This window comes from Bradyrhizobium sp. WSM1253 (genome assembly GCF_000244935.1).
Taxonomy (GTDB): domain Bacteria; phylum Pseudomonadota; class Alphaproteobacteria; order Rhizobiales; family Xanthobacteraceae; genus Bradyrhizobium; species Bradyrhizobium canariense.
The window spans coordinates 7901748-7918839 of record NZ_JH600073.1 but is presented as its reverse complement, the minus strand read 5'-3'; the positions used below and the strand labels follow the sequence as shown (position 1 = coordinate 7918839).

At 64.4% G+C, this 17092-nt stretch carries 20 protein-coding genes and 1 tRNA gene; 12 read left to right on the top strand and 9 right to left on the bottom strand.

All coding sequences use genetic code 11. The features are described from left to right. Positions 1–58: 58 nt before the first annotated feature. Both BRA1253DRAFT_RS38380 and BRA1253DRAFT_RS38375 read right to left on the bottom strand, forming a co-directional pair. On the bottom strand, positions 59–325 hold the full coding sequence (locus tag BRA1253DRAFT_RS38380; RefSeq protein WP_007603196.1) for a hypothetical protein: 267 nt from the start codon (positions 323–325) through the stop codon (positions 59–61). Positions 326–335: 10 nt separating this feature from the next. Next, positions 336–1343, bottom strand: a complete 1008-nt coding sequence (locus tag BRA1253DRAFT_RS38375) for a chemotaxis protein CheB (protein ID WP_007603194.1) — start codon at positions 1341–1343, stop codon at positions 336–338. 82 nt (positions 1344–1425) lie between these two features. On the opposite strand from BRA1253DRAFT_RS38375, the gene BRA1253DRAFT_RS38370 reads away from it, so the two are divergent. Further along, complete coding sequence (locus BRA1253DRAFT_RS38370) at positions 1426–1830, top strand: response regulator (RefSeq protein ID WP_007603192.1); 405 nt, start codon at positions 1426–1428, stop codon at positions 1828–1830. Positions 1831–2176: 346 nt separating this feature from the next. Here BRA1253DRAFT_RS38370 and BRA1253DRAFT_RS38365 read toward each other — a convergent pair whose 3' ends face one another. Beyond that, positions 2177–2959, bottom strand: coding sequence for an SDR family oxidoreductase (locus tag BRA1253DRAFT_RS38365; RefSeq protein WP_007603189.1), 783 nt, complete (start codon positions 2957–2959; stop codon positions 2177–2179). A gap of 200 nt (positions 2960–3159) precedes the next feature. Between BRA1253DRAFT_RS38365 and BRA1253DRAFT_RS38360 the strand changes: the two genes are divergently transcribed. The 5 genes from BRA1253DRAFT_RS38360 (at position 3160) to BRA1253DRAFT_RS38340 (ending at position 8004) form a co-directional block, all read left to right on the top strand. Continuing rightward, positions 3160–4335 (top strand): zinc-dependent alcohol dehydrogenase, encoded by a 1176-nt coding sequence (locus tag BRA1253DRAFT_RS38360; protein WP_007603187.1) that lies wholly within the window; start codon positions 3160–3162, stop codon positions 4333–4335. Positions 4336–4347: 12 nt separating this feature from the next. Beyond that, positions 4348–4890 (top strand): hypothetical protein, encoded by a 543-nt coding sequence (locus tag BRA1253DRAFT_RS38355; protein ID WP_007603185.1) that lies wholly within the window; start codon positions 4348–4350, stop codon positions 4888–4890. A 27-nt stretch (positions 4891–4917) separates the two neighbouring features. Then, complete coding sequence (locus BRA1253DRAFT_RS38350; RefSeq protein WP_007603183.1) at positions 4918–6522, top strand: alpha-amylase family glycosyl hydrolase; 1605 nt, start codon at positions 4918–4920, stop codon at positions 6520–6522. Positions 6523–6667: 145 nt separating this feature from the next. Then, positions 6668–6847, top strand: a complete 180-nt coding sequence (locus BRA1253DRAFT_RS38345; RefSeq protein ID WP_007603181.1) for a CsbD family protein — start codon at positions 6668–6670, stop codon at positions 6845–6847. Next, positions 6844–8004 carry a DUF305 domain-containing protein gene (locus tag BRA1253DRAFT_RS38340; RefSeq protein ID WP_007603179.1) on the top strand — a complete coding sequence of 387 codons (1161 nt, stop codon included), beginning with the start codon at positions 6844–6846 and terminating at the stop codon, positions 8002–8004. Before BRA1253DRAFT_RS38345 ends, BRA1253DRAFT_RS38340 begins: the two co-directional genes overlap by 4 nt. A gap of 12 nt (positions 8005–8016) precedes the next feature. Here BRA1253DRAFT_RS38340 and BRA1253DRAFT_RS38335 read toward each other — a convergent pair whose 3' ends face one another. Next, entirely contained in the window at positions 8017–8625 is a 609-nt protein-coding gene (locus BRA1253DRAFT_RS38335) for a cysteine hydrolase family protein (protein ID WP_007603178.1), read from the bottom strand. A gap of 256 nt (positions 8626–8881) precedes the next feature. Between BRA1253DRAFT_RS38335 and BRA1253DRAFT_RS38330 the strand changes: the two genes are divergently transcribed. Both BRA1253DRAFT_RS38330 and BRA1253DRAFT_RS38325 read left to right on the top strand, forming a co-directional pair. Next, positions 8882–9511: a DUF1326 domain-containing protein gene (locus BRA1253DRAFT_RS38330; RefSeq protein ID WP_007603175.1), complete on the top strand. Its 630-nt coding sequence runs from the start codon at positions 8882–8884 to the stop codon at positions 9509–9511. Between the two features lie 64 nt (positions 9512–9575). Beyond that, positions 9576–10397, top strand: a complete 822-nt coding sequence (locus tag BRA1253DRAFT_RS38325) for a DUF2182 domain-containing protein (RefSeq protein WP_035994739.1) — start codon at positions 9576–9578, stop codon at positions 10395–10397. Between the two features lie 153 nt (positions 10398–10550). Here the strand turns inward: BRA1253DRAFT_RS38325 and BRA1253DRAFT_RS38320 are convergent. Both BRA1253DRAFT_RS38320 and BRA1253DRAFT_RS38315 read right to left on the bottom strand, forming a co-directional pair. After that, positions 10551–10635: transfer RNA gene (locus BRA1253DRAFT_RS38320), tRNA-Leu, on the bottom strand. Positions 10636–10820: 185 nt separating this feature from the next. After that, positions 10821–11063, bottom strand: coding sequence for a FliM/FliN family flagellar motor switch protein (locus tag BRA1253DRAFT_RS38315; RefSeq protein WP_007603171.1), 243 nt, complete (start codon positions 11061–11063; stop codon positions 10821–10823). A gap of 80 nt (positions 11064–11143) precedes the next feature. On the opposite strand from BRA1253DRAFT_RS38315, the gene lipB reads away from it, so the two are divergent. Next, positions 11144–11893, top strand: a complete 750-nt coding sequence (gene lipB, locus BRA1253DRAFT_RS38310; RefSeq protein ID WP_007603168.1) for a lipoyl(octanoyl) transferase LipB — start codon at positions 11144–11146, stop codon at positions 11891–11893. A gap of 183 nt (positions 11894–12076) precedes the next feature. Continuing rightward, a complete protein-coding gene (locus BRA1253DRAFT_RS38305; RefSeq protein ID WP_007603166.1) occupies positions 12077–12790 on the top strand; it encodes a DNA helicase in 714 nt (237 codons plus the stop codon). A 58-nt stretch (positions 12791–12848) separates the two neighbouring features. On the opposite strand, the gene BRA1253DRAFT_RS38300 is transcribed toward BRA1253DRAFT_RS38305, so the two are convergent. Beyond that, entirely contained in the window at positions 12849–13271 is a 423-nt protein-coding gene (locus BRA1253DRAFT_RS38300) for a 4-oxalocrotonate tautomerase family protein (protein WP_007603164.1), read from the bottom strand. Between the two features lie 112 nt (positions 13272–13383). Between BRA1253DRAFT_RS38300 and BRA1253DRAFT_RS38295 the strand changes: the two genes are divergently transcribed. Together BRA1253DRAFT_RS38295 and BRA1253DRAFT_RS38290 are read left to right on the top strand one after the other, a co-directional pair. After that, a complete protein-coding gene (locus BRA1253DRAFT_RS38295; protein WP_007603162.1) occupies positions 13384–14238 on the top strand; it encodes a LysR substrate-binding domain-containing protein in 855 nt (284 codons plus the stop codon). 147 nt (positions 14239–14385) lie between these two features. After that, positions 14386–15906 carry a PAS domain-containing sensor histidine kinase gene (locus BRA1253DRAFT_RS38290; protein WP_007603160.1) on the top strand — a complete coding sequence of 507 codons (1521 nt, stop codon included), beginning with the start codon at positions 14386–14388 and terminating at the stop codon, positions 15904–15906. Between the two features lie 8 nt (positions 15907–15914). Here the strand turns inward: BRA1253DRAFT_RS38290 and BRA1253DRAFT_RS38285 are convergent, their stop codons facing one another. Both BRA1253DRAFT_RS38285 and BRA1253DRAFT_RS38280 read right to left on the bottom strand, forming a co-directional pair. After that, entirely contained in the window at positions 15915–16214 is a 300-nt protein-coding gene (locus tag BRA1253DRAFT_RS38285; protein ID WP_007603158.1) for an acylphosphatase, read from the bottom strand. Then, positions 16211–17077, bottom strand: coding sequence for an oxaloacetate decarboxylase (locus BRA1253DRAFT_RS38280; RefSeq protein ID WP_007603156.1), 867 nt, complete (start codon positions 17075–17077; stop codon positions 16211–16213). Before BRA1253DRAFT_RS38280 ends, BRA1253DRAFT_RS38285 begins: the two co-directional genes overlap by 4 nt. Positions 17078–17092 lie beyond the last annotated feature (15 nt).

Below are 17092 nucleotides of genomic sequence, written 5' to 3'. Positions count from 1 at the left end.
GTACAGCGAGCATTGGGTGTTCGGCATTGAACTTGGGCGGCCTGCCAACGCCCCCGGATCACTCCGGGCCGACTTGCTGCCGAAGATAGGCAATCCGCTGCTCGATCAGGACACGATGGCGCAGCCATTCCGTCAAGGTCTGCTTCAGCGCCTCGACCAACCGTTCCGCCTGGTCCGCGTCGTGGCCGCCGGCACTGAGTTCGCGGATGCGCGCCTCCTGATCGAGGATGCGCTGCGAACCCTCCTCGATATCCCGATCGGCCTTGATCAGATGGCGGCGCTCGGTATCGAGCTGCTCGGTCCATTCGGCGAGGGAAATGGTCATGGCGACCTCCTCAGGCCTCCCGCTTGCGAACCGGAGGATCGAGCGACTTTAGCACGACCCTCCGGATCATGTCGGCATATTCGCGATATTCGGCAGCCCGCGCCTGGTACATCTCGGCAACCGCAGGCCGGCCGTTGCGCCGTCCGTCCAAGGCCATGCGCTGCACCAACTCAGCCCGCTCCTCAATGATGCGCAGTGCGACCCGCAGGGCTTCATCCACTTGCCCCTCCTGCTCTTTTGCGAGGATGTCGGCGGCGAAGGCGTGACCGACCTGGCAACGGAAGCGCATCGGGTGCGATTCCTTGATCTCGGACAGCACGCCTCCGCAGGCCGGACAGGTCAGTGCAACCGGATCAGCCACCGAGAGGAGCTTGTCACTGCCGATCCGTTCGCCCGCCGCGATCTCGACCTCGAGCCGGATCTCGGGCGGGATCGGCAGCGCGGCACCCGCAACCTCCCTGGCGAGATCCGACAGAACGTCGCCCATGCCGGCGCCAGGGACGCAAAGATCGATGATGGTCGCCTCCAGGGCGCTTCTTGGCATTTCATCGGCGATGGCGTCCGAGGGGTCCTGAACCACCGAGATTCCGCCGCAACGCTTGATGGCGTTGAGACCGGCCGCACCGTCGGACAACAGGCCGCTGAGGAGCACACCGATGACGCGCGGGCCGTAGTTGATGGCGGCCGAGCGGAACAGGGCGTCGATGGCCGGCCGGACCATGTTCTCGCGCGGACCGCGCCCGAGGAACACGTGATCCTCGGATAGCAGCAGATGATGGTCCGGTGCGGCCAGATAAACCTGGCCGGGCTCGATCTTCATGCCATTTTCGGCCTGCCGGACCGGGAGCGGGCCGGCGCTGCTGGCGACCGTCGAGAGAATGCCGATGCCCTGCGCCGGGATGTGCAGCACGATGAACACCGCCGCGGGCAGATCGGGCGGGAGACGGCCGAGGATCTGCTTCAGCGGCGCGGTCGCGCCGGCCGAGCCACCTATGACGATGATGTCGCGGTTGCTCATGGAACCCACTATCGGTTGTATCGTTATACCAAGGCGGGTCACCGCCCAATGTTCCTATGGAAGGCAAGGGATGGAAGGTACCATGGCGATTTCGGCTGGATCGTCAGGTCCACGGTCGCCGCTCAGCGGGCGGCGCATCTTCATTGTCGAGGACGAATATTTTCTCGCCGATGACATCGGCAAGGCATGTCAGGCGCTCGGTGCAGAGGTCGCGGGGCCGGTCGGTGATCTCGATGACGCGCTCAGTATCCTGCGTGACGGCGGCATCCTGGATGCCGCTGTGCTCGACGTGAACATCCGCAGTGAAATGATCTTTCCTGTGGCGCGCGAACTGAAGGCAAGGAACATACCTTTCATTTTTACGACCGGATACGACAAGGTCACGATCAGTCCGGAATTCCACGACGTGCCCATCCTGGAGAAACCGATCGATCTGCCTGCGATGGCGCAGCGGCTGGCGGCGCTCATCTCCGATCCGAACGGTTGAGCCGGACGGCGATCAGAACAGATGCGCGAAAGCGAGCCAAGCGGTCACCGCCAGGCACAAAAGCACCGCAGCATAGGGCAATGCGATCCGCAAACAGCAGCCCTCCCCGGTATCAGCCCATCATCATCCAGACGATCGCCGCCATCATCACCAGAAAACCCGTGATTGCCGTTGCGACAAAGGCCTGTTCGACGCGATCCATCGGCATCGCAGCCCCCTTTTTCCAGCCGAACCAGTCTGAGGGCTCGGGGAGCTTTGCGCATTAGGCTATGTGAATCGGCGTGCTCCTTTGTGTCTGTCTGCGGGATCGGCCGCACCGCCCAGCAGAGATTGCGAGAGCCTCGTTCTACGACTTCGCCGTGCCCGGCTCCGCCATCTTGCGATGTTGCTTGGCCAACATCTCGTTCGGCGTGACGTTGGCGATTGTGGTCTGGATCTTGTTCTTCATTCCCGTCACGATGTCGGATTCGCCGCGCAACATGGCGTCGAAGCCGGCCTTCGCGACGTCGTAGGCACTATCCTTCTGCTCGGTGCCGACCTTGGTGTCCATCATGTCGGCGCGGCGGAAGAACTCCGTTTCGGTGGCGCCCGGCATCAGACAGGTAACGGTGACGCCGCTGTCGCGCAGCTCCTCGCGGAGCGCGAAAGAGAATGAATCGAGAAACGCCTTGCTGGCGTTGTAGACCGCCTGAAAACTGCCCGGCGTGAATCCGGCAACCGAGCCGGTGATCAGGATACGGCCCGAATTGCGGCGGAGCATCTCGTTGCCGGCGCGATGGATCAGATAGAGCGTGCCGGTGATGTTGGTGTCGACGACGTGCTTGATCCTGGCAAAATCCTGATCGAGGAATGCCTTGCCGAGGCCGACGCCGGCATTGGCCAGCAGCGCGTCGATCGGCCGGTCGCCGACCGCGGCGCAGAGCTTGTCGACGCCGTCGGTGGTAGCGAGATCGGCCTCGACTGGCTCGACGCTGGCGCCGAGCCTGCGGAGATCGACGGCCACCCTCTCGATCTCGGGCTCATCCGCCGCGATGACAAGGTTGAAACCTGCCTGGGCACAGCATCTTGCGAGTTCCAGGCCGATGCCGGTGGAGGCGCCGGTGACGACGGCAAGTTGATTGGCGGGCATGAGCGTATCCTTCTCGTATTCTCGCGATGACGTTGATGACGCTCCAATAGCTGCAACCGCCTCTCGTTCCTATCCAGGCCAAACCTCCCGCCGAAGCAAACCTCCCGCCGAGACTGTGCGGTGCGAAGATTTTCCACGTGCGATAGCAACCATCGTTCGTTGTTCGACTTGGATGCCTCGTAGCTCGCGGGAGGACAGAGATGAAGGCGCTGGTTTGGCACGGCAAGGAAGACATTCGCTGCGACACCGTCACCGATCCTGAGATTCAGGATCCGCGTGATGCCATCATCAAAGTCACGAGCTGCGCCATCTGCGGCTCGGACCTGCACCTCTTTCACAATTACATTCCGGGCATGCTGCCCGGCGACATCATGGGCCACGAGACCATGGGCGAAGTGGTCGAGGTCGGCTCCGGCGTCGACGGCAAGCTGAAGAAGGGCGACCGCGTCGTCGTTCCCTTCACCATCATTTGCGGCGAATGCGACCAGTGCAAGCGCGGCAATTTCTCGGTCTGCGAAACCACCAATCGCAAGAGTCATCTCGCGGAAAAGGCGTTTGGTCATTCGGGCGCCGGCCTGTTCGGCTATACGCATCTGACCGGCGGCTATCCGGGCGGTCAGGCCGAATATCTGCGCGTGCCGTTCGCCGATGCCACCCATATCAAGGTGCCCGCCGGCATTCCCGACGAGCAGCTGCTGTTTCTCAGCGACATCTTCCCGACCGGCTGGCAGGCAGCCGTGCAATGCGACATCGAGCCGACCGACACGGTCGCGACCTGGGGCTGCGGGCCCGTGGGACAGATGGCGATCCGCAGCGCCATCCTGCTCGGCGCCAACCAGGTGATCGCGATCGACTGCCTGCCCGAGCGGCTCAGCATGGCCGAAGCCGGCGGCGCCACCACCATCAACTTCGAAAACGAGAGCGTTCTGGAACGGCTCGAGGAGCTCACCGACGGCAGAGGCCCTGAGAAGTGTATTGATTGCGTCGGGATGGAGTCGCATGTGATGGCCTCCCTGCCCGACACGCTGCTCGACCGCGCCAAGCAGATGGTGATGGTGGAGAGCGACCGGCCGCATGTTCTTCGCGAGATGATCTATGTGTGCCGGCCCGGCGGCATCATTTCGGTGCCGGGCGTGTACAGCGGATTCTCCGACATGCTTCCGATGGGCGCCTTCATGAACAAGGGCCTGACGATGCGCACCGGCCAGACTCACGTCAACCGCTGGACCGACGACCTGCTCCATCGCATCGAGGAAGGCCAGATCGATCCGTCCTTCGTCATCACCCACACCGTCCCGCTCAGCCAAGGCCCCGAGATGTATCAGGTGTTTCGCGACAAGCGCGACTCCTGCGTCAAGGTCGTGCTGAAGCCCTGAGGAGCAATATCCATGTTCCATTTCTCCAACATCGTTCGCACCAAGGGCGACCCCAAGATCGTCGCCGGCGGCCCGAGCCTGAAGCGGACCGAAGACCAGCTCGCGCGTGCGCTCGGCTGGTTCAGCATCGGCCTCGGCGTCGTCGAATTCTTCGCGCCGCGGCGCGTCACGGAAACGCTGGGCATGGAAGGCCATGAGACGCTGGTCCGTGCCTTCGGCGTGCGCGAGATCCTGGCCGGGATCACGACGCTCTCGGTCGAGAAGAACGCCGGCCTGTGGGCTCGCGTCGGCGGCGACGGCCTCGATGCCGCCGCGCTGCTCTCGGGGCTGACCGCGGACAATCCCAAAAAGGGCAATATCGCGCTGGCGCTGCTGATGGTCGGCGGCATCGCGCTGCTCGACTACCGCGCAGCGCAGGACACCAAGCCGCAGCGGCCGCCGCGCGACGCACGGCGAAAGCTGTATCCGAACCGCAGCGGCTATCCCAAGGGCATCGAAAGCGCCCGAACCGCTGCCAAGCAGATCGCATCGCACGCCACCGCGGGACGGACCTGAGGAAACACGACGAGGTAATGCAAGGCAATGAGCGAGGCGTCCCGTAACGAAGGTGCGTGGTGGGAATCCGCCGTCATCTACGAAATCGCACTAATCTCGTTCCAGGACTCGGACGGCGACGGCAAGGGCGACCTCGCCGGCCTGACCTCGCGGATCGACTATCTGAAATGGCTCGGCGTCGACGCGGTGTGGCTGACGCCGATCTCCAAGAGCCCGTTCCGCGACCTCGGCTACGACATCTCGGACTACTGCTCCATCGAGCCTGCCTTCGGCAACCTCGAGGCGTTCGACCGCCTGCTCAAGGCCCTGCACGCGGCGGGGATCCGCGTGATCCTGGATCTCGTGCCCAATCATACCGCGAACGATCACGCGTGGTTCGTCGAGAGCAGCAGCTCACGGAACAGCGCGAAGGCCGATTGGTACATCTGGGCCGACGCGGCCGAGAATGGCGGCCCGCCCAACAATTGGCTGAGCCGCTTCGGCGGCAGCGGTTGGGAATGGTGCGAGGCGCGACGGCAATATTACTACCATTCCTTCCTGGTCGAGCAGCCCGATCTGAACTGGCGCAACCCGCAGCTGCGCGCCGCGATCGCCGATGTCATGCGCTTCTGGCTCGATCGCGGCGTCGACGGCTTCCGCGTCGACGCCAGCGCGGTCCTGATCAAGGACGCGCTGCTGCGCGACAATCCGCATAACCCGCGAGCGAAAGGCAAACCGCCGCCGCAGCGCCAGACGCCCGTCTTTACCGACGATCGGCCGGAGACGATGGATTGCATCGAATTCATCCGCGAGGTGATCGACGGGTATCCGGGACGAATGTTGTGCGGCGAAGTCCAGGGCAAGACCGACCGCATCGGCCACTTCTACGGCAACGACCGACCGCGCCTGCATCTACCGCTCAATTTCGCGCTGCTGGACTCGCAATGGGACGCGCTGTCCCTGCAAGCAACGATCGACGCGTATTTCAACGCTATCCCGGATCGTGCATGGCCGGTCTGGGTGATCGGTGGCCACGACAAGCAGCGAATCGCGAGCACGATCGGCGAGCCGCAAATGCGCGTGCTGGCGATGCTGTTGATGACACTGCGGGGAACGCCGTTCTTCTTCATGGGCGACGAGATCGGCCGCAAGCGCGTTCCCATTCCGCCCGACCGCGTCCACGATCCCTTCGAGAAGCTCGTGCCGGGGTATGGCCTTTGCCGCGATCCCGAACGCGCGCCGATGCGATGGGATGACAGCAGCAACGGCGGCTTTACAACCGGCGATCCATGGCTGCCGCTCGAGCCGCCCGACGGCGCGGCCAACGTGGCCACGCAGCAGCGCGACCCACGTTCGATCCTGGCGCTGTTTCGCGCGCTGATGACGCTGCGGCGCGAGCACGCGTGCCTGCGCCACGGCGGATACGAGCCGCTACGCGCGCAGAACGACGTTCTTGCCTACAGGCGGACGGATGGCGGCAACGACATTCTGGTCGCGCTCAACATCGCCGCCGAGCCGCGGAAATGGCACTGGCAAGGTCGCGGCCGCCTGCTGATGTCCACGCACCTCGACCGGCCGTCCGAGCCGTTGCCGGACGCCTCCATCCTGCTCCGCGGCAATGAAGGCGTGATCATTGCACTCGACGCACGATGACGGCCGAGGAACCATCAGCGCGTCAGAGCGTCTCACTCAACGCTTCCGACGTCCCCCCTGCCGGAGGCCGAACAGACGAAACCGCGGCCCTGGCGCTCATCCCCCTTCAAGCGCCGGGGTGGCGGCGTGAGCCTGGAGGCAGACCATGAGCAAGACCAAGGGCCTCGGTCAGCGGATCGCTGGCAAGGCGAAACAGGCCGTCGGCGAGATCGTCGGCGATCAGGATCTCCATGAGGAAGGCAAGGAGCAAGCGGAGCGCGGCCGGGACGAACAGAGCAAGCCGAGCGAACTCAATCCGTTGAAGAAACTCAATCAGCTGACGTGAACGCCGCCGCGCCGTCGACCATTTCCAATTCAATTCGCACCGGTGATAAAGGCGCCTCACGGCGACGCTCGCGCTGGGTCGCCGCTGCCGAACTCGGCCTGATCAGCAGCACCTTCTCGACCATCGTCAGCCAGCTCTTCGCCGCGCGCATCGGACGCGATGCCGCCGTCGACTGGCTGACGGTGGCCGCCATCCCCGCACGCGATTGGGCGATCAGCGCAGAGCCGTCGTGGAGCGCGATCCTTGCAGGGATCGCCTTCCACCAATGGGCGGATTTCTCCTGGGCGCTGGTGTTCTTCGGTGTGCTCGGGCGCTGGACCGCCGACCTGCGGCCGCTCACGATCCTGCTGCTCGCGCTGCCCTGGGCCGTGTTCTCGTCAAGCATGGAATGGTTCGTGCTGGTGCCGCTGTTTCCGTTCTGGCAGCCGCTGTTCACGCTGCAGCAGCCCTACTGGATCGGCCTGCTCGTCCACAGCTCCTCGGCGGTGATGTACCCCCTGTTCGCCCGGTTGCGCTGGAGACGAGGCGCGGCACCCGCGCGCGATGTTCGCTTCACCAACGCCTGGATCACCGGCGCGCTGGCTTTGATCGCACTGCTCGGCGCGGCCGCGTTGTTCGGCAGCCATGGTTACGAGCCGCCGTGGATGGGCCGCGACAGGGACGCCGACCAGACTTACATCCGTCACATGACCGCGCATCACGCCCAGGGCATCGCGCTGGCGCGGATTGCCGCAGAGCGCGCACAGGACCCGCATCTGCGAAAGCTGGCGATGCTGATGGTCGCAAGCCAGACCGGCGAGAACCGGATTTTCGAAACGTGGTGGCTGAGCTGGTTCGACACCGAGATGCCCGATTGCAGCTCGGACGAACGTGCCGCCATGCCGGGCTTCCTGACACAGGCCGAGATGCGGCAGGTCAAGGCCGCGCCGACGGATCAATTCGACACGCTGTTCGTCGAAACGATGAGCAAGCATCATGCCGGCGCGGTCAGAATGGCCGACCAGATGTGGGAGAGCGCCGGCGATCTGCGCCTGCGTGTGATGGCCCACGCCATCCGCCACGAGCAGCAGGGCGAGATCGCGCTAATGCACGGTGCCAGCGGCATTGCCGCCGTCGCCAGCGCCTTCCACAATATGCTCGGCGACAATGTCAATTGAGCGGATCGTCCCCTACTCCCGCCAGAACTCCGCCAATTCCTCGGCGGTCATCAGATCGACCTGGCCGTGAAAGCGGGTGCGGTACATCGTCATGAGCGCATCATGGCCGACGTCGGACGAGCTGCACAGCGCATCCTCGATGATGACGACCCGAAAGCCGAGATCGACGGCGCTCAAGACCGTCGAGAGCACGCAGACGTCAGTCTCTGCGCCCGTGATCACGACTGTGCCGACGTTCTTCTCGACGAGCAGGCTCGCGAGGCCGGGATTGCTGAATGCCGAATAGGCCGGCTTGTCGATGACGACAGCCGGCGGAACGAAGCGGCTCAGGGCCGGCACGAGTTCGAGACCGGATGGCGGCAGATGTTTGCGGGTCGCTTCGCGCCAGCGACGAAAATAGCGCTGCCACTGTCCGGGCCGATCTTCCGGGTCCTCGGGCGTGATGAATCGCGTGAAGATCGTTCTGGCCTGATGGCGCGAAACGATCGAGGCGATCGTCGGCAAGACCCTCGCCATCCATGGCGTCTCCCAGAGACCGCCAGGAGCGAAAATGTTCTGCATGTCGATGCACAAGTGAACGGCGTCGCTGATGTCGGTCACTTCCGACGCGCTGTCTCTCATCGTCTTTCACCATCAGGAACATGGCCGCGCGCCGGGAGCCGGCATTTCCGCAGCGAGCTCACCGACTGCAATGCGATTCCGACGGCCATCGTTCCCCGGTCATCCGCTCCGGAGGAAGTCCTTGCCGACGCAGACCAATCCAGAGAAGCCCGGCGTGGTGGAATCGGCTTGCGCCGCTTCCCAACCAAGCGTAATTTTCAACTCTACGTAGCTCATTCGAAAGCATCTATCGGGTTCGGCCAAGCGGGAGACAGCAATGGCGGATGTCCCATGGCACCTTTCCGGTGACTATTTCGAGAATTGCAGTTGCAGCATCGTGTGTCCCTGCCTGGTGTCGGCGGCGCCCCCGTTGACCGCGCGACCGACTGAGGGCTTCTGCAACGTACCGCTGATCTTCCACATCGAGACCGGCCGCTATGGCGATATCGCGCTCGATGAGCTGAATGTGCTCGTCATCCTCCACGCACCTGGGGTGATGGCGGACGGAGACTGGTCGGTCGCCGCCTATATCGATCAGCGCGCCAACGATGACCAGACCGAGGCCTTGGCTGCAATCTTCACCGGCGGCGCCGGTGGTCCCATGGCTGCGTTCGCGCCGCTGATCAGCAAGAACCTCGGGGTGCGCAAGGTCCCGATCACGTTCCGGATCGACGGCAAGACGCGGTCCGCGGAAATCCCCGGCATCCTGCACATGTCGGTCAATCCGCTACCGACCATGCATCCGAGCGGCGAGATGTGGACGAACATCGGCCATCCGGTCAGCCCCGACGCAATGGTGATGGCCGTTGGCGCCGCCGGCAATACCTTCAGCGATCATGGCATGCGCTGGGATAATTCCGGCAGAAACGGCCTCTATGCGCCGATCCGCTGGTCGAACCAGGTGTGATGTAACTCCCGATACCGGCCTGCATCGGCGGCCGGCGACATCGATCGCACAACATCGATCGCAAATGACGGACAGCCCCATGGAAGCCGTGCTGCGGCGCGATCGCTGGATCGTCGGCGGCGCGATCGGCGTCATTGTCGCGCTGGCATGGAGCTATGTGCTCTGGCTCGCCAACGACATGGACATGGGCGGCATGGACATGACCGAGTTCCGGATGATCCCGGCCGGGACCGGAATCATGCTGCCGGCCAACGCGCCGTGGCGAACGATCGAGTTCGCCTATGTGTTCCTGATGTGGGCGGTGATGATGATCGGAATGATGGCTCCCTCGGCCGCGCCCATGATCCTGATGTACGCCCGCGTAGGCCGACAGGGCAAAGCGCAAGGCAAGCCATTCGCCGCGACCGGCTGGTTTGCCGCCGGTTATCTTTTCGCCTGGTGCGGCTTTTCGCTGGCAGCCACCTTGCTCCAATGGGCGATCGAGCGGGCCGCCCTGCTGAATTCCCGGATGGCGATCGCGAGCAACGTGCTTGGCGCCATCGTGCTGATCGCGGCGGGCATCTATCAATGGACGCGGCTCAAAGACGTCTGTCTCGCCCAATGCCAGTCGCCGTTTCTATTCCTGATGCGCCACGGCGGCTTTCGCAGCGAGCTGCGAGGATGCGTGCTGCTTGGTTTTCGGCATGGCGGTTATTGTGTCGGCTGCTGCTGGGTTTTGATGGCGCTGTTGTTCGTGGGCGGCGTGATGAACGTACTCTGGATCGCGCTTTTGTCGTTGCTTGTACTTTTGGAGAAAGTCACGCCGGTCGGACGCTGGATCGCGCGCGCTGCCGGCATCGCCTGTGTGGCCGCGGGCACGTGGCTCCTGCTGACCTTGCCGCAGTGATGACGGGTCGCGAACGAGGACCGCGCCGACGGAGCGAACCCTCGGCCGGGAGATCAAAAATCGGAGACTTCTGGAGACCCCATTCCAGGCTTCGCAGCGCGAACCGGGCGGGCACTGAAGATCGCGAAAAGATCCTTCGCGTGTCTGTTTGCTTGGTGCGCTCGGAGGGACTCGAACCCCCACGATTTTACTCACTGCCACCTCAAGGCAGCGCGTCTACCAATTCCGCCACGAGCGCTTTTGGGGATGCCGGCTTGAGGCTTGAAGGCCAACCGGATCAACGGCGCCGATCTAACAAATCCGTCAGAGGGGTACAAGCCTCCAAAGGCCCTGAATTCCACAAGCTTGGCAGGAAAGTTCCGGCTCCTTGCGCCGGGATCGGCCTTTTCCGCCTGCTCGGGCCGCTACTGCGTGCCCGGGCCGCTACCGCGTGCCCGGGATACGTGGCAGCATCTGCTTGACCTCGACCGCGATGCGGTTGCGGTCGACCAGCACGACGCCGGAGGCGACCGGCAGATTATTGGCCAAAACCTTGACCTCGTCGGCCTCGGTTGCGTCCAGCTCGATGATGGCGCCGCGGGAAAGACGCAATACCTGATGGATCGGCATGGTGGTCGTCCCGAGGACGACCATGAGATCCACGGTGACTTTGTCGAGAGTAGGCACTTCAGGACCACCGCAACTTGGGACTAGGACTAGGGACTTGGAATTTGCGCCTGCGATCATCACCTGGTTATGGTTAGCCAATGGTTAATTCACCTCGAAACCCCCGCCAAAACCAGCGTCAAGAGCTCGATTTGACGTCGTTTTCCGCCTCCTCCGGCGAGCCCGTGGAGTGGCGGATTTCGGACGCGCCCGTGCCCTATCCGGAGGCCGTGGCTGACATGGAGGCGCGCGTCACGGCGATCGCGGCCGGTGAAGCCCCGGAGCTGGTCTGGCTGCTGGAGCACCCCCCGCTCTACACCTCCGGCACCTCGGGCAAGGCCACCGACCTGCTCGATGCCCGATTCCCGACCTTTGCCACCGGGCGCGGCGGTCAGCTCACCTATCACGGGCCCGGCCAGCGCGTGGCCTATGTCATGCTCGACCTGAAGCGCCGGCGCCCGGACGTCCGGGCCTATGTCGCGAGCCTGGAGGAGCTGATTCTGCGGACACTCGCCGCCTTCAACATCCGTGGCGAGCGGCGCGAGGACCGGGTCGGTGTCTGGGTGAAGCGGCCCGACAAGGGACCCGAGCACGAGGACAAGATCGCGGCCATCGGCGTCCGGCTGAAGCGCTGGGTCTCGTTTCATGGCATCGCCATCAATGTCGAGCCGGAGCTGTCGCATTTCGCCGGCATCGTGCCCTGCGGCGTCGCCGATCCCCGCTACGGCGTCACCTCGCTGGTCGATCTCGGCCAGCTCGTGACGATGGCCGATGTCGACGTCGCGCTCCGGCAGGCCTTCGAGGAGCTGTTCGGGCCGACCCGGGCGCTTGTGCCGGAAGCGGCGGCCTAACTTCTGGTCTCTCTCATTCTCCGCAAACCCGGAATCAGCTACGCTCGATTCCGGTGTCGCCCACGCCTCCCCCCTCCGCCGGGAAAGTACATTTCATACCGGGCGAATTGATCATCGGACCGACTGTTCGAGCGCCAGGCATAAGGAGGGGTTGCGTTTCAGCTCGCAATGGGAGGTTTAGCGATGAGACTGTCTGCACCCATCTATCATCTGAAGCGAAGAGCGAAGCGCCTGTCCCGCGGGGAAGGCATTCCGCTGCACGATGCGCTCGACCGTATCGCCGCGACGGAAGGATTTTCCGCCTGGAGCATGCTCGCGGCGAAAGCTGCCGCAGCGACGCCGGCCAACAGGCTTTTTCCGCAATTCCAACCGGGTGACCTGGTGCTGGTCGGCGCGCGCCCCGGCCAGGGCAAGACCCTGATGAGCCTCGGGCTTGCCGTGGAGGCGATGCGGTCGGGCCACCGCGCCGCGTTCTTCTCGCTCGAATACACCGAGAAAGACGTTCTGGATCGTTTTCGGGCGATCGGCGCGGATCCAGCGCAATTCGAAAAACTCTTCGAGGTCGATTGCTCCGACGTCATCAGTGCCGATTACGTCGTCAAGCAGATGGCCGCAGCACCGCGCGGCACGGTCGTGGTGATCGACTATCTGCAACTGCTCGATCAGCGGCGGGAAAATCCCGACCTCACCGTTCAGGTGCGCGCGTTGAAATCATTCGCGCGCGACAAGGGATTGATCGTTGTCTTCATCTCGCAGATCGACCGTTCCTATGATCCCTCGCTCAAATCCTGCCCTGACCTGGACGATGTCAGGCTGCCGAACCCGCTCGATTTGAAGCTGTTCGACAAGACCTGTTTCCTGAACAAGGACGAAGTTCAGTTTCGCATAGCGAGCTGACGATCCCTGGCAGCCGGTTGAGGCCGCGGGTGCGGTTGTTCACCCGCGGCCTCGCTCCTCATGCCTTCTCCGGCGAAACCTCGAGCTTGCCGGCGATGTAGCGCCGCTCCTGGGTCAGGCCGCCAAAGCCATAGGCGTCGCCCTTGACCTCGTCGACATGCAGATAGGTCTCGTGATGCAGCGGGCCCAGGATCCCGGCCATGCGCTGGAACATCGCGGCGAGATAGGCGGCCTTCTCGTCCTTGGTGTTGGTGCCTTCGCTGACGTGGATGTCGATCCAGTAGCTCGCGAGCTTTTGCTCCGCGAGCGACTTGCCGCCGGCGAACCAGTCGCCCGCCTCCACCGACTTCACGATGATGGCGGTGACCTCAGGATCCTTGTGCAGGATTTTGGCGGTGAGCTCGGACACGGCGCTCGCGATGTCGGCCTTCAGGGAGGGCGACTGGCGGGAGGTGGTGTAGGACACGGTGATCAGCGGCATGGTCGTTCTCCTCGGATGTCGCGCAGGTGTTGCGCGGCGTTGGGGAGAAGCTAGACCCGCCATCGACATTTTGGTATCTTATCTCTGTTGATACCAGTGATAAGATGTCATAATGACAGCAACGCTCGATATCGCCACCGTCCAGGCCTTCCTGCTGGTCGCCGACCTCCAGAGTTTTACGCGGACCGCCGAAGCGCTTGGCACGACTCAGGCGGCCGTCAGCCTCAAGCTGCAGCGGCTGGAGACACTGCTGGGAAAACGTCTCGTCGAGCGCTCGCCACGCGCGGTCCGGCTCACGGCAGACGGCGCGACGTTCCTCGATCGCGCCCGCGCGCTGATCGCGGCGCATGATCGCGCGCTATCGGGCGAGGCCTCAGTCGCGCAGTCGCTCTCGCTCGGCATCTCCGACCATGCTGCGGGGCCGGAGCTGGTACCGCTGCTTGAACGCCTGCATGCGATGTCGTCGAACCTCACGCTCGCCGTCACCATCGGCTTCTCGCGCGAGATGCAGGAGGCCTATGATGCTGGCCAACTGGATGCGGTGATCGTGCGCCAGGAAGGCAGCCGACGCGGCGGAGAGAAGCTGGCCGAGGACGAATTCGGCTGGTTCGCATCGAGACGCTTCACCGTGCCAAAGGGGCAGCCTTTGCCGCTCGCGACGCTCGCCCCGCCCTGCGGGGTCCGCGCCATCGCCGTGCGCGCGCTCGACAAGGCCGGCCTCGCCTGGCGCGAGCGTTTTGTCGGCGGCGGCGTCACGGCGGTGGTCGCGGCCGCACTTGCCGGACTTGCAATCGCACCGCTGGCGCGGCGGATCGCACCTCCCGGATTGGTCGATGTCGGCCTCGCCAACAAGCTGCCAAAACTCGGCAGCTCGAAGGTGATGCTCCATTCGAAGGTCAGCGATCCCGCCAAGCTCGCGGCATTGCGCGCGGTGGCGGCGACGTTTCGGAGCGTGGCGGCGGTCTGACCCCGTTTACAAGATCGCCTCTAACGCTGCGAGCGTCTGCTGGTTTGCGTCCTGCATACGGGCTCGCAATGTTGCCTAAAAATGTTTCAACCTCCGGGAACAATCCGCCACGTGCTGCGTTTGCCCCCGTTGAGGCAGGGTCCGGGAATGGTCGAGAAGTCTAGTCAGCAGAGGGACTTGTTCGAAAGCGAACGCAGTTTCCGCCTGTTAGTTGAAGGAGTTGCGGACTACGCGCTCTACATGCTGGATCCCACCGGGAGAATCACCAGCTGGAACATCGGCGGCGAGCGCATCAAGGGCTATTCGCCTGGGGAGATCCTCGGCCAGCACTTTTCCCGTTTCTACACCGAGACCGACCGCGCCAACGGCAAGCCCGCCCGTGCACTCGGCATCGCGCGGGAAAAGGGCCGCTATGAGGAGGAAGGCTGGCGCGTCCGCAAGGATGGCACCTTCTTCTGGGCGAGCGTCGTGATCGATCCGATCTACGAGGCCGGCGAGCTGGTCGGCTTCGCCAAGATCACGCGCGACATCACCGAGCGCCGCAACACCCAGCTCAAGCTCGAGGCGATGCAGAAGCAGCTCGCCGAATCCCAGAAATTCGATGCGCTCGGCCAGCTCACCGGCGGGGTCGCCCACGACTTCAACAACCTCCTGATGATCATCAGCGGCAGCCTGCACATGCTGAAGCGAGGGGCCAACGACGAAGCCAAGCTGCTGCGCGCGATCTCGGCGATCGAGACCGCCACCAGGCGCGGCGCGGCGCTGACCAACCAGCTCCTCACCTTCGCACGGCGGCAGAGCGTCAATCCGCAGGCGATCGACTTCGCCGACCGCATCGCGGCGATCCGCGAGGTGCTCGATGCCGGCGTCGGCAGCTCCGTGCGCCTGGCCTTCGACGTCCGCGGCGACGTCTGGCCGATCAGGACCGACGTTTCCGAGCTCGAGACCGCGCTGCTCAACCTCGTCATCAATGCCCGCGACGCGATGCCCGACGGAGGCACGGTGACGATCGCAGCGCGCAATCTCGTGCTCGACGAGGACCCCCTCGTGGGCCAATTCATCGCGATCGACGTCAGCGATACCGGCCTCGGCATTCCCTCCGACGTTCTCGACAAGATCTTCGAGCCGTTCTTCACAACCAAGCCGATCGGAAAGGGCACCGGCCTCGGTCTCTCGCAGGTGCACGGCTTCGCCCATCAGGCCGGCGGCACGGTGCGGGTCGCGAGCGCGCTCGGCAAGGGCACGACCTTCACCATTCTCCTGCCGCGCGGAGAAGACGAACCGTCGCGCGAGGCGGCGGGAGAACCGGCGTTCCAAGGCAGCGGCACGGTGCTGCTGGTCGAGGACAATCCGGACGTCGCCGCCGTCAGCATCGGCCTTCTGGAGCAGCTCGGCTATCAGGTGCGCCGGGTCGCGGACGCCGAAGCCGCTTTGAGCGAGATAGAGAAGAACGGCGTCGACTTCGTGTTCTCGGATATCGTCATGCCCGGCAAGATGGACGGACTCAGCCTCGCCCATCACCTCCGCCAGATCCGCCCCGGCCTGCCGATCCTGCTCGCCACCGGCTACAGCGAAGTCGCCGCCGGCGTGCGCGGCGATTTCCCGATCCTGCGCAAGCCCTACGAGATCCACGAATTGAGCGAAGCGATCGCCAAGCTGCCGCGGTAATTCTTCAGCTACACCGTCGGCAACACCGAAAACGCCTCCCCCGCCCGGCGCAAGTTCAGCTCATCGACATCGGCCGTCTCGCTGGTGACACTGTCGACGCGCGAGGACGGCGGGCCGTGGCGGCACAGCGCCACCATGTCGGCGACGTGCTTCGGCGGCCCCGCGAACAGCGCTTCGACGCTGCCGTCACGGCGGTTGCGGACCCAGCCTTCGAGGCCGCACGTCGTCGCCTGATATTCGAGCCAGGCCCGGTAGCCGACGCCCTGCACGCGGCCGCGGATCATGACCTGGAGGATCGCCCGGCTCATTGTTTCAGTCCGAGGATAAGGGCGCTGCGCGCCTTGACCTCGGCCTCGCGCGTGACGCGGCTGGTCAAGTCCGACGACGGAAGGCCTTTGAGATTCTTCGGCGCAGTGCCGTCGCGCAGCGCCTTCTGCGTCTCGTAGACGGCCTGCGTTGCGGCCGCGATCGGCGCGTGGCCCTGAAGCGCGATGCGCACGCGCTGGCCAGCGAGGTATTCGAGCACGTTCAACTCCTCCGACGCGCCGCCGAGCACGATCGGCAGGCGCGTCGCAGATGCGATGGCCTCGAGCTCGGCGCGCGACTTGATGCCGGTGAAGAACAGCGCATCGACGCCGGTAGCCTCATAAGCCCTGGCGCGGCGGATCGCATCCTCGATCGAGGTGATCGAGGCCGCACCGGTGCGCCCCATGATGACGAGCGAAGGATCGCCGCGGCCGTCGAGTGCCGCCTTCATCTTGCCGACGCCCTCCTCCAGCGAGATCAGCTGCGTCTTCGCTTCGCCGAAGCCAGCCGGCAGCAGCGTGTCCTCGATGGTGAGGCCGGCGGCGCCCGCCGTTTCCAGCTCCTGCACCGTGCGGCGCACGTTGAGCGCGTTGCCATAGCCGTGATCGGCATCGACCAGCACCGGAAGTGCTGCCGCACGCGACATCCGCCGCATCTGCTCGGCAAGCTCGGTGAGCGTGATCAGCGTGATGTCGGGGTCGCCGAGCACCGCGAGCGAAGCCACCGAGCCGCCGAACATGCCGAGCGGGAAACCGAGATCCTCGGCGATGCGGATCGAGATGGCGTCGTAGACCGAGCCGGGATGGACGCACGTCCCGCCCGACAGGATCGATCGCAGTTTTTCGCGGCGGGAACGAAAGGTCATGGTGCCCTCTCAACT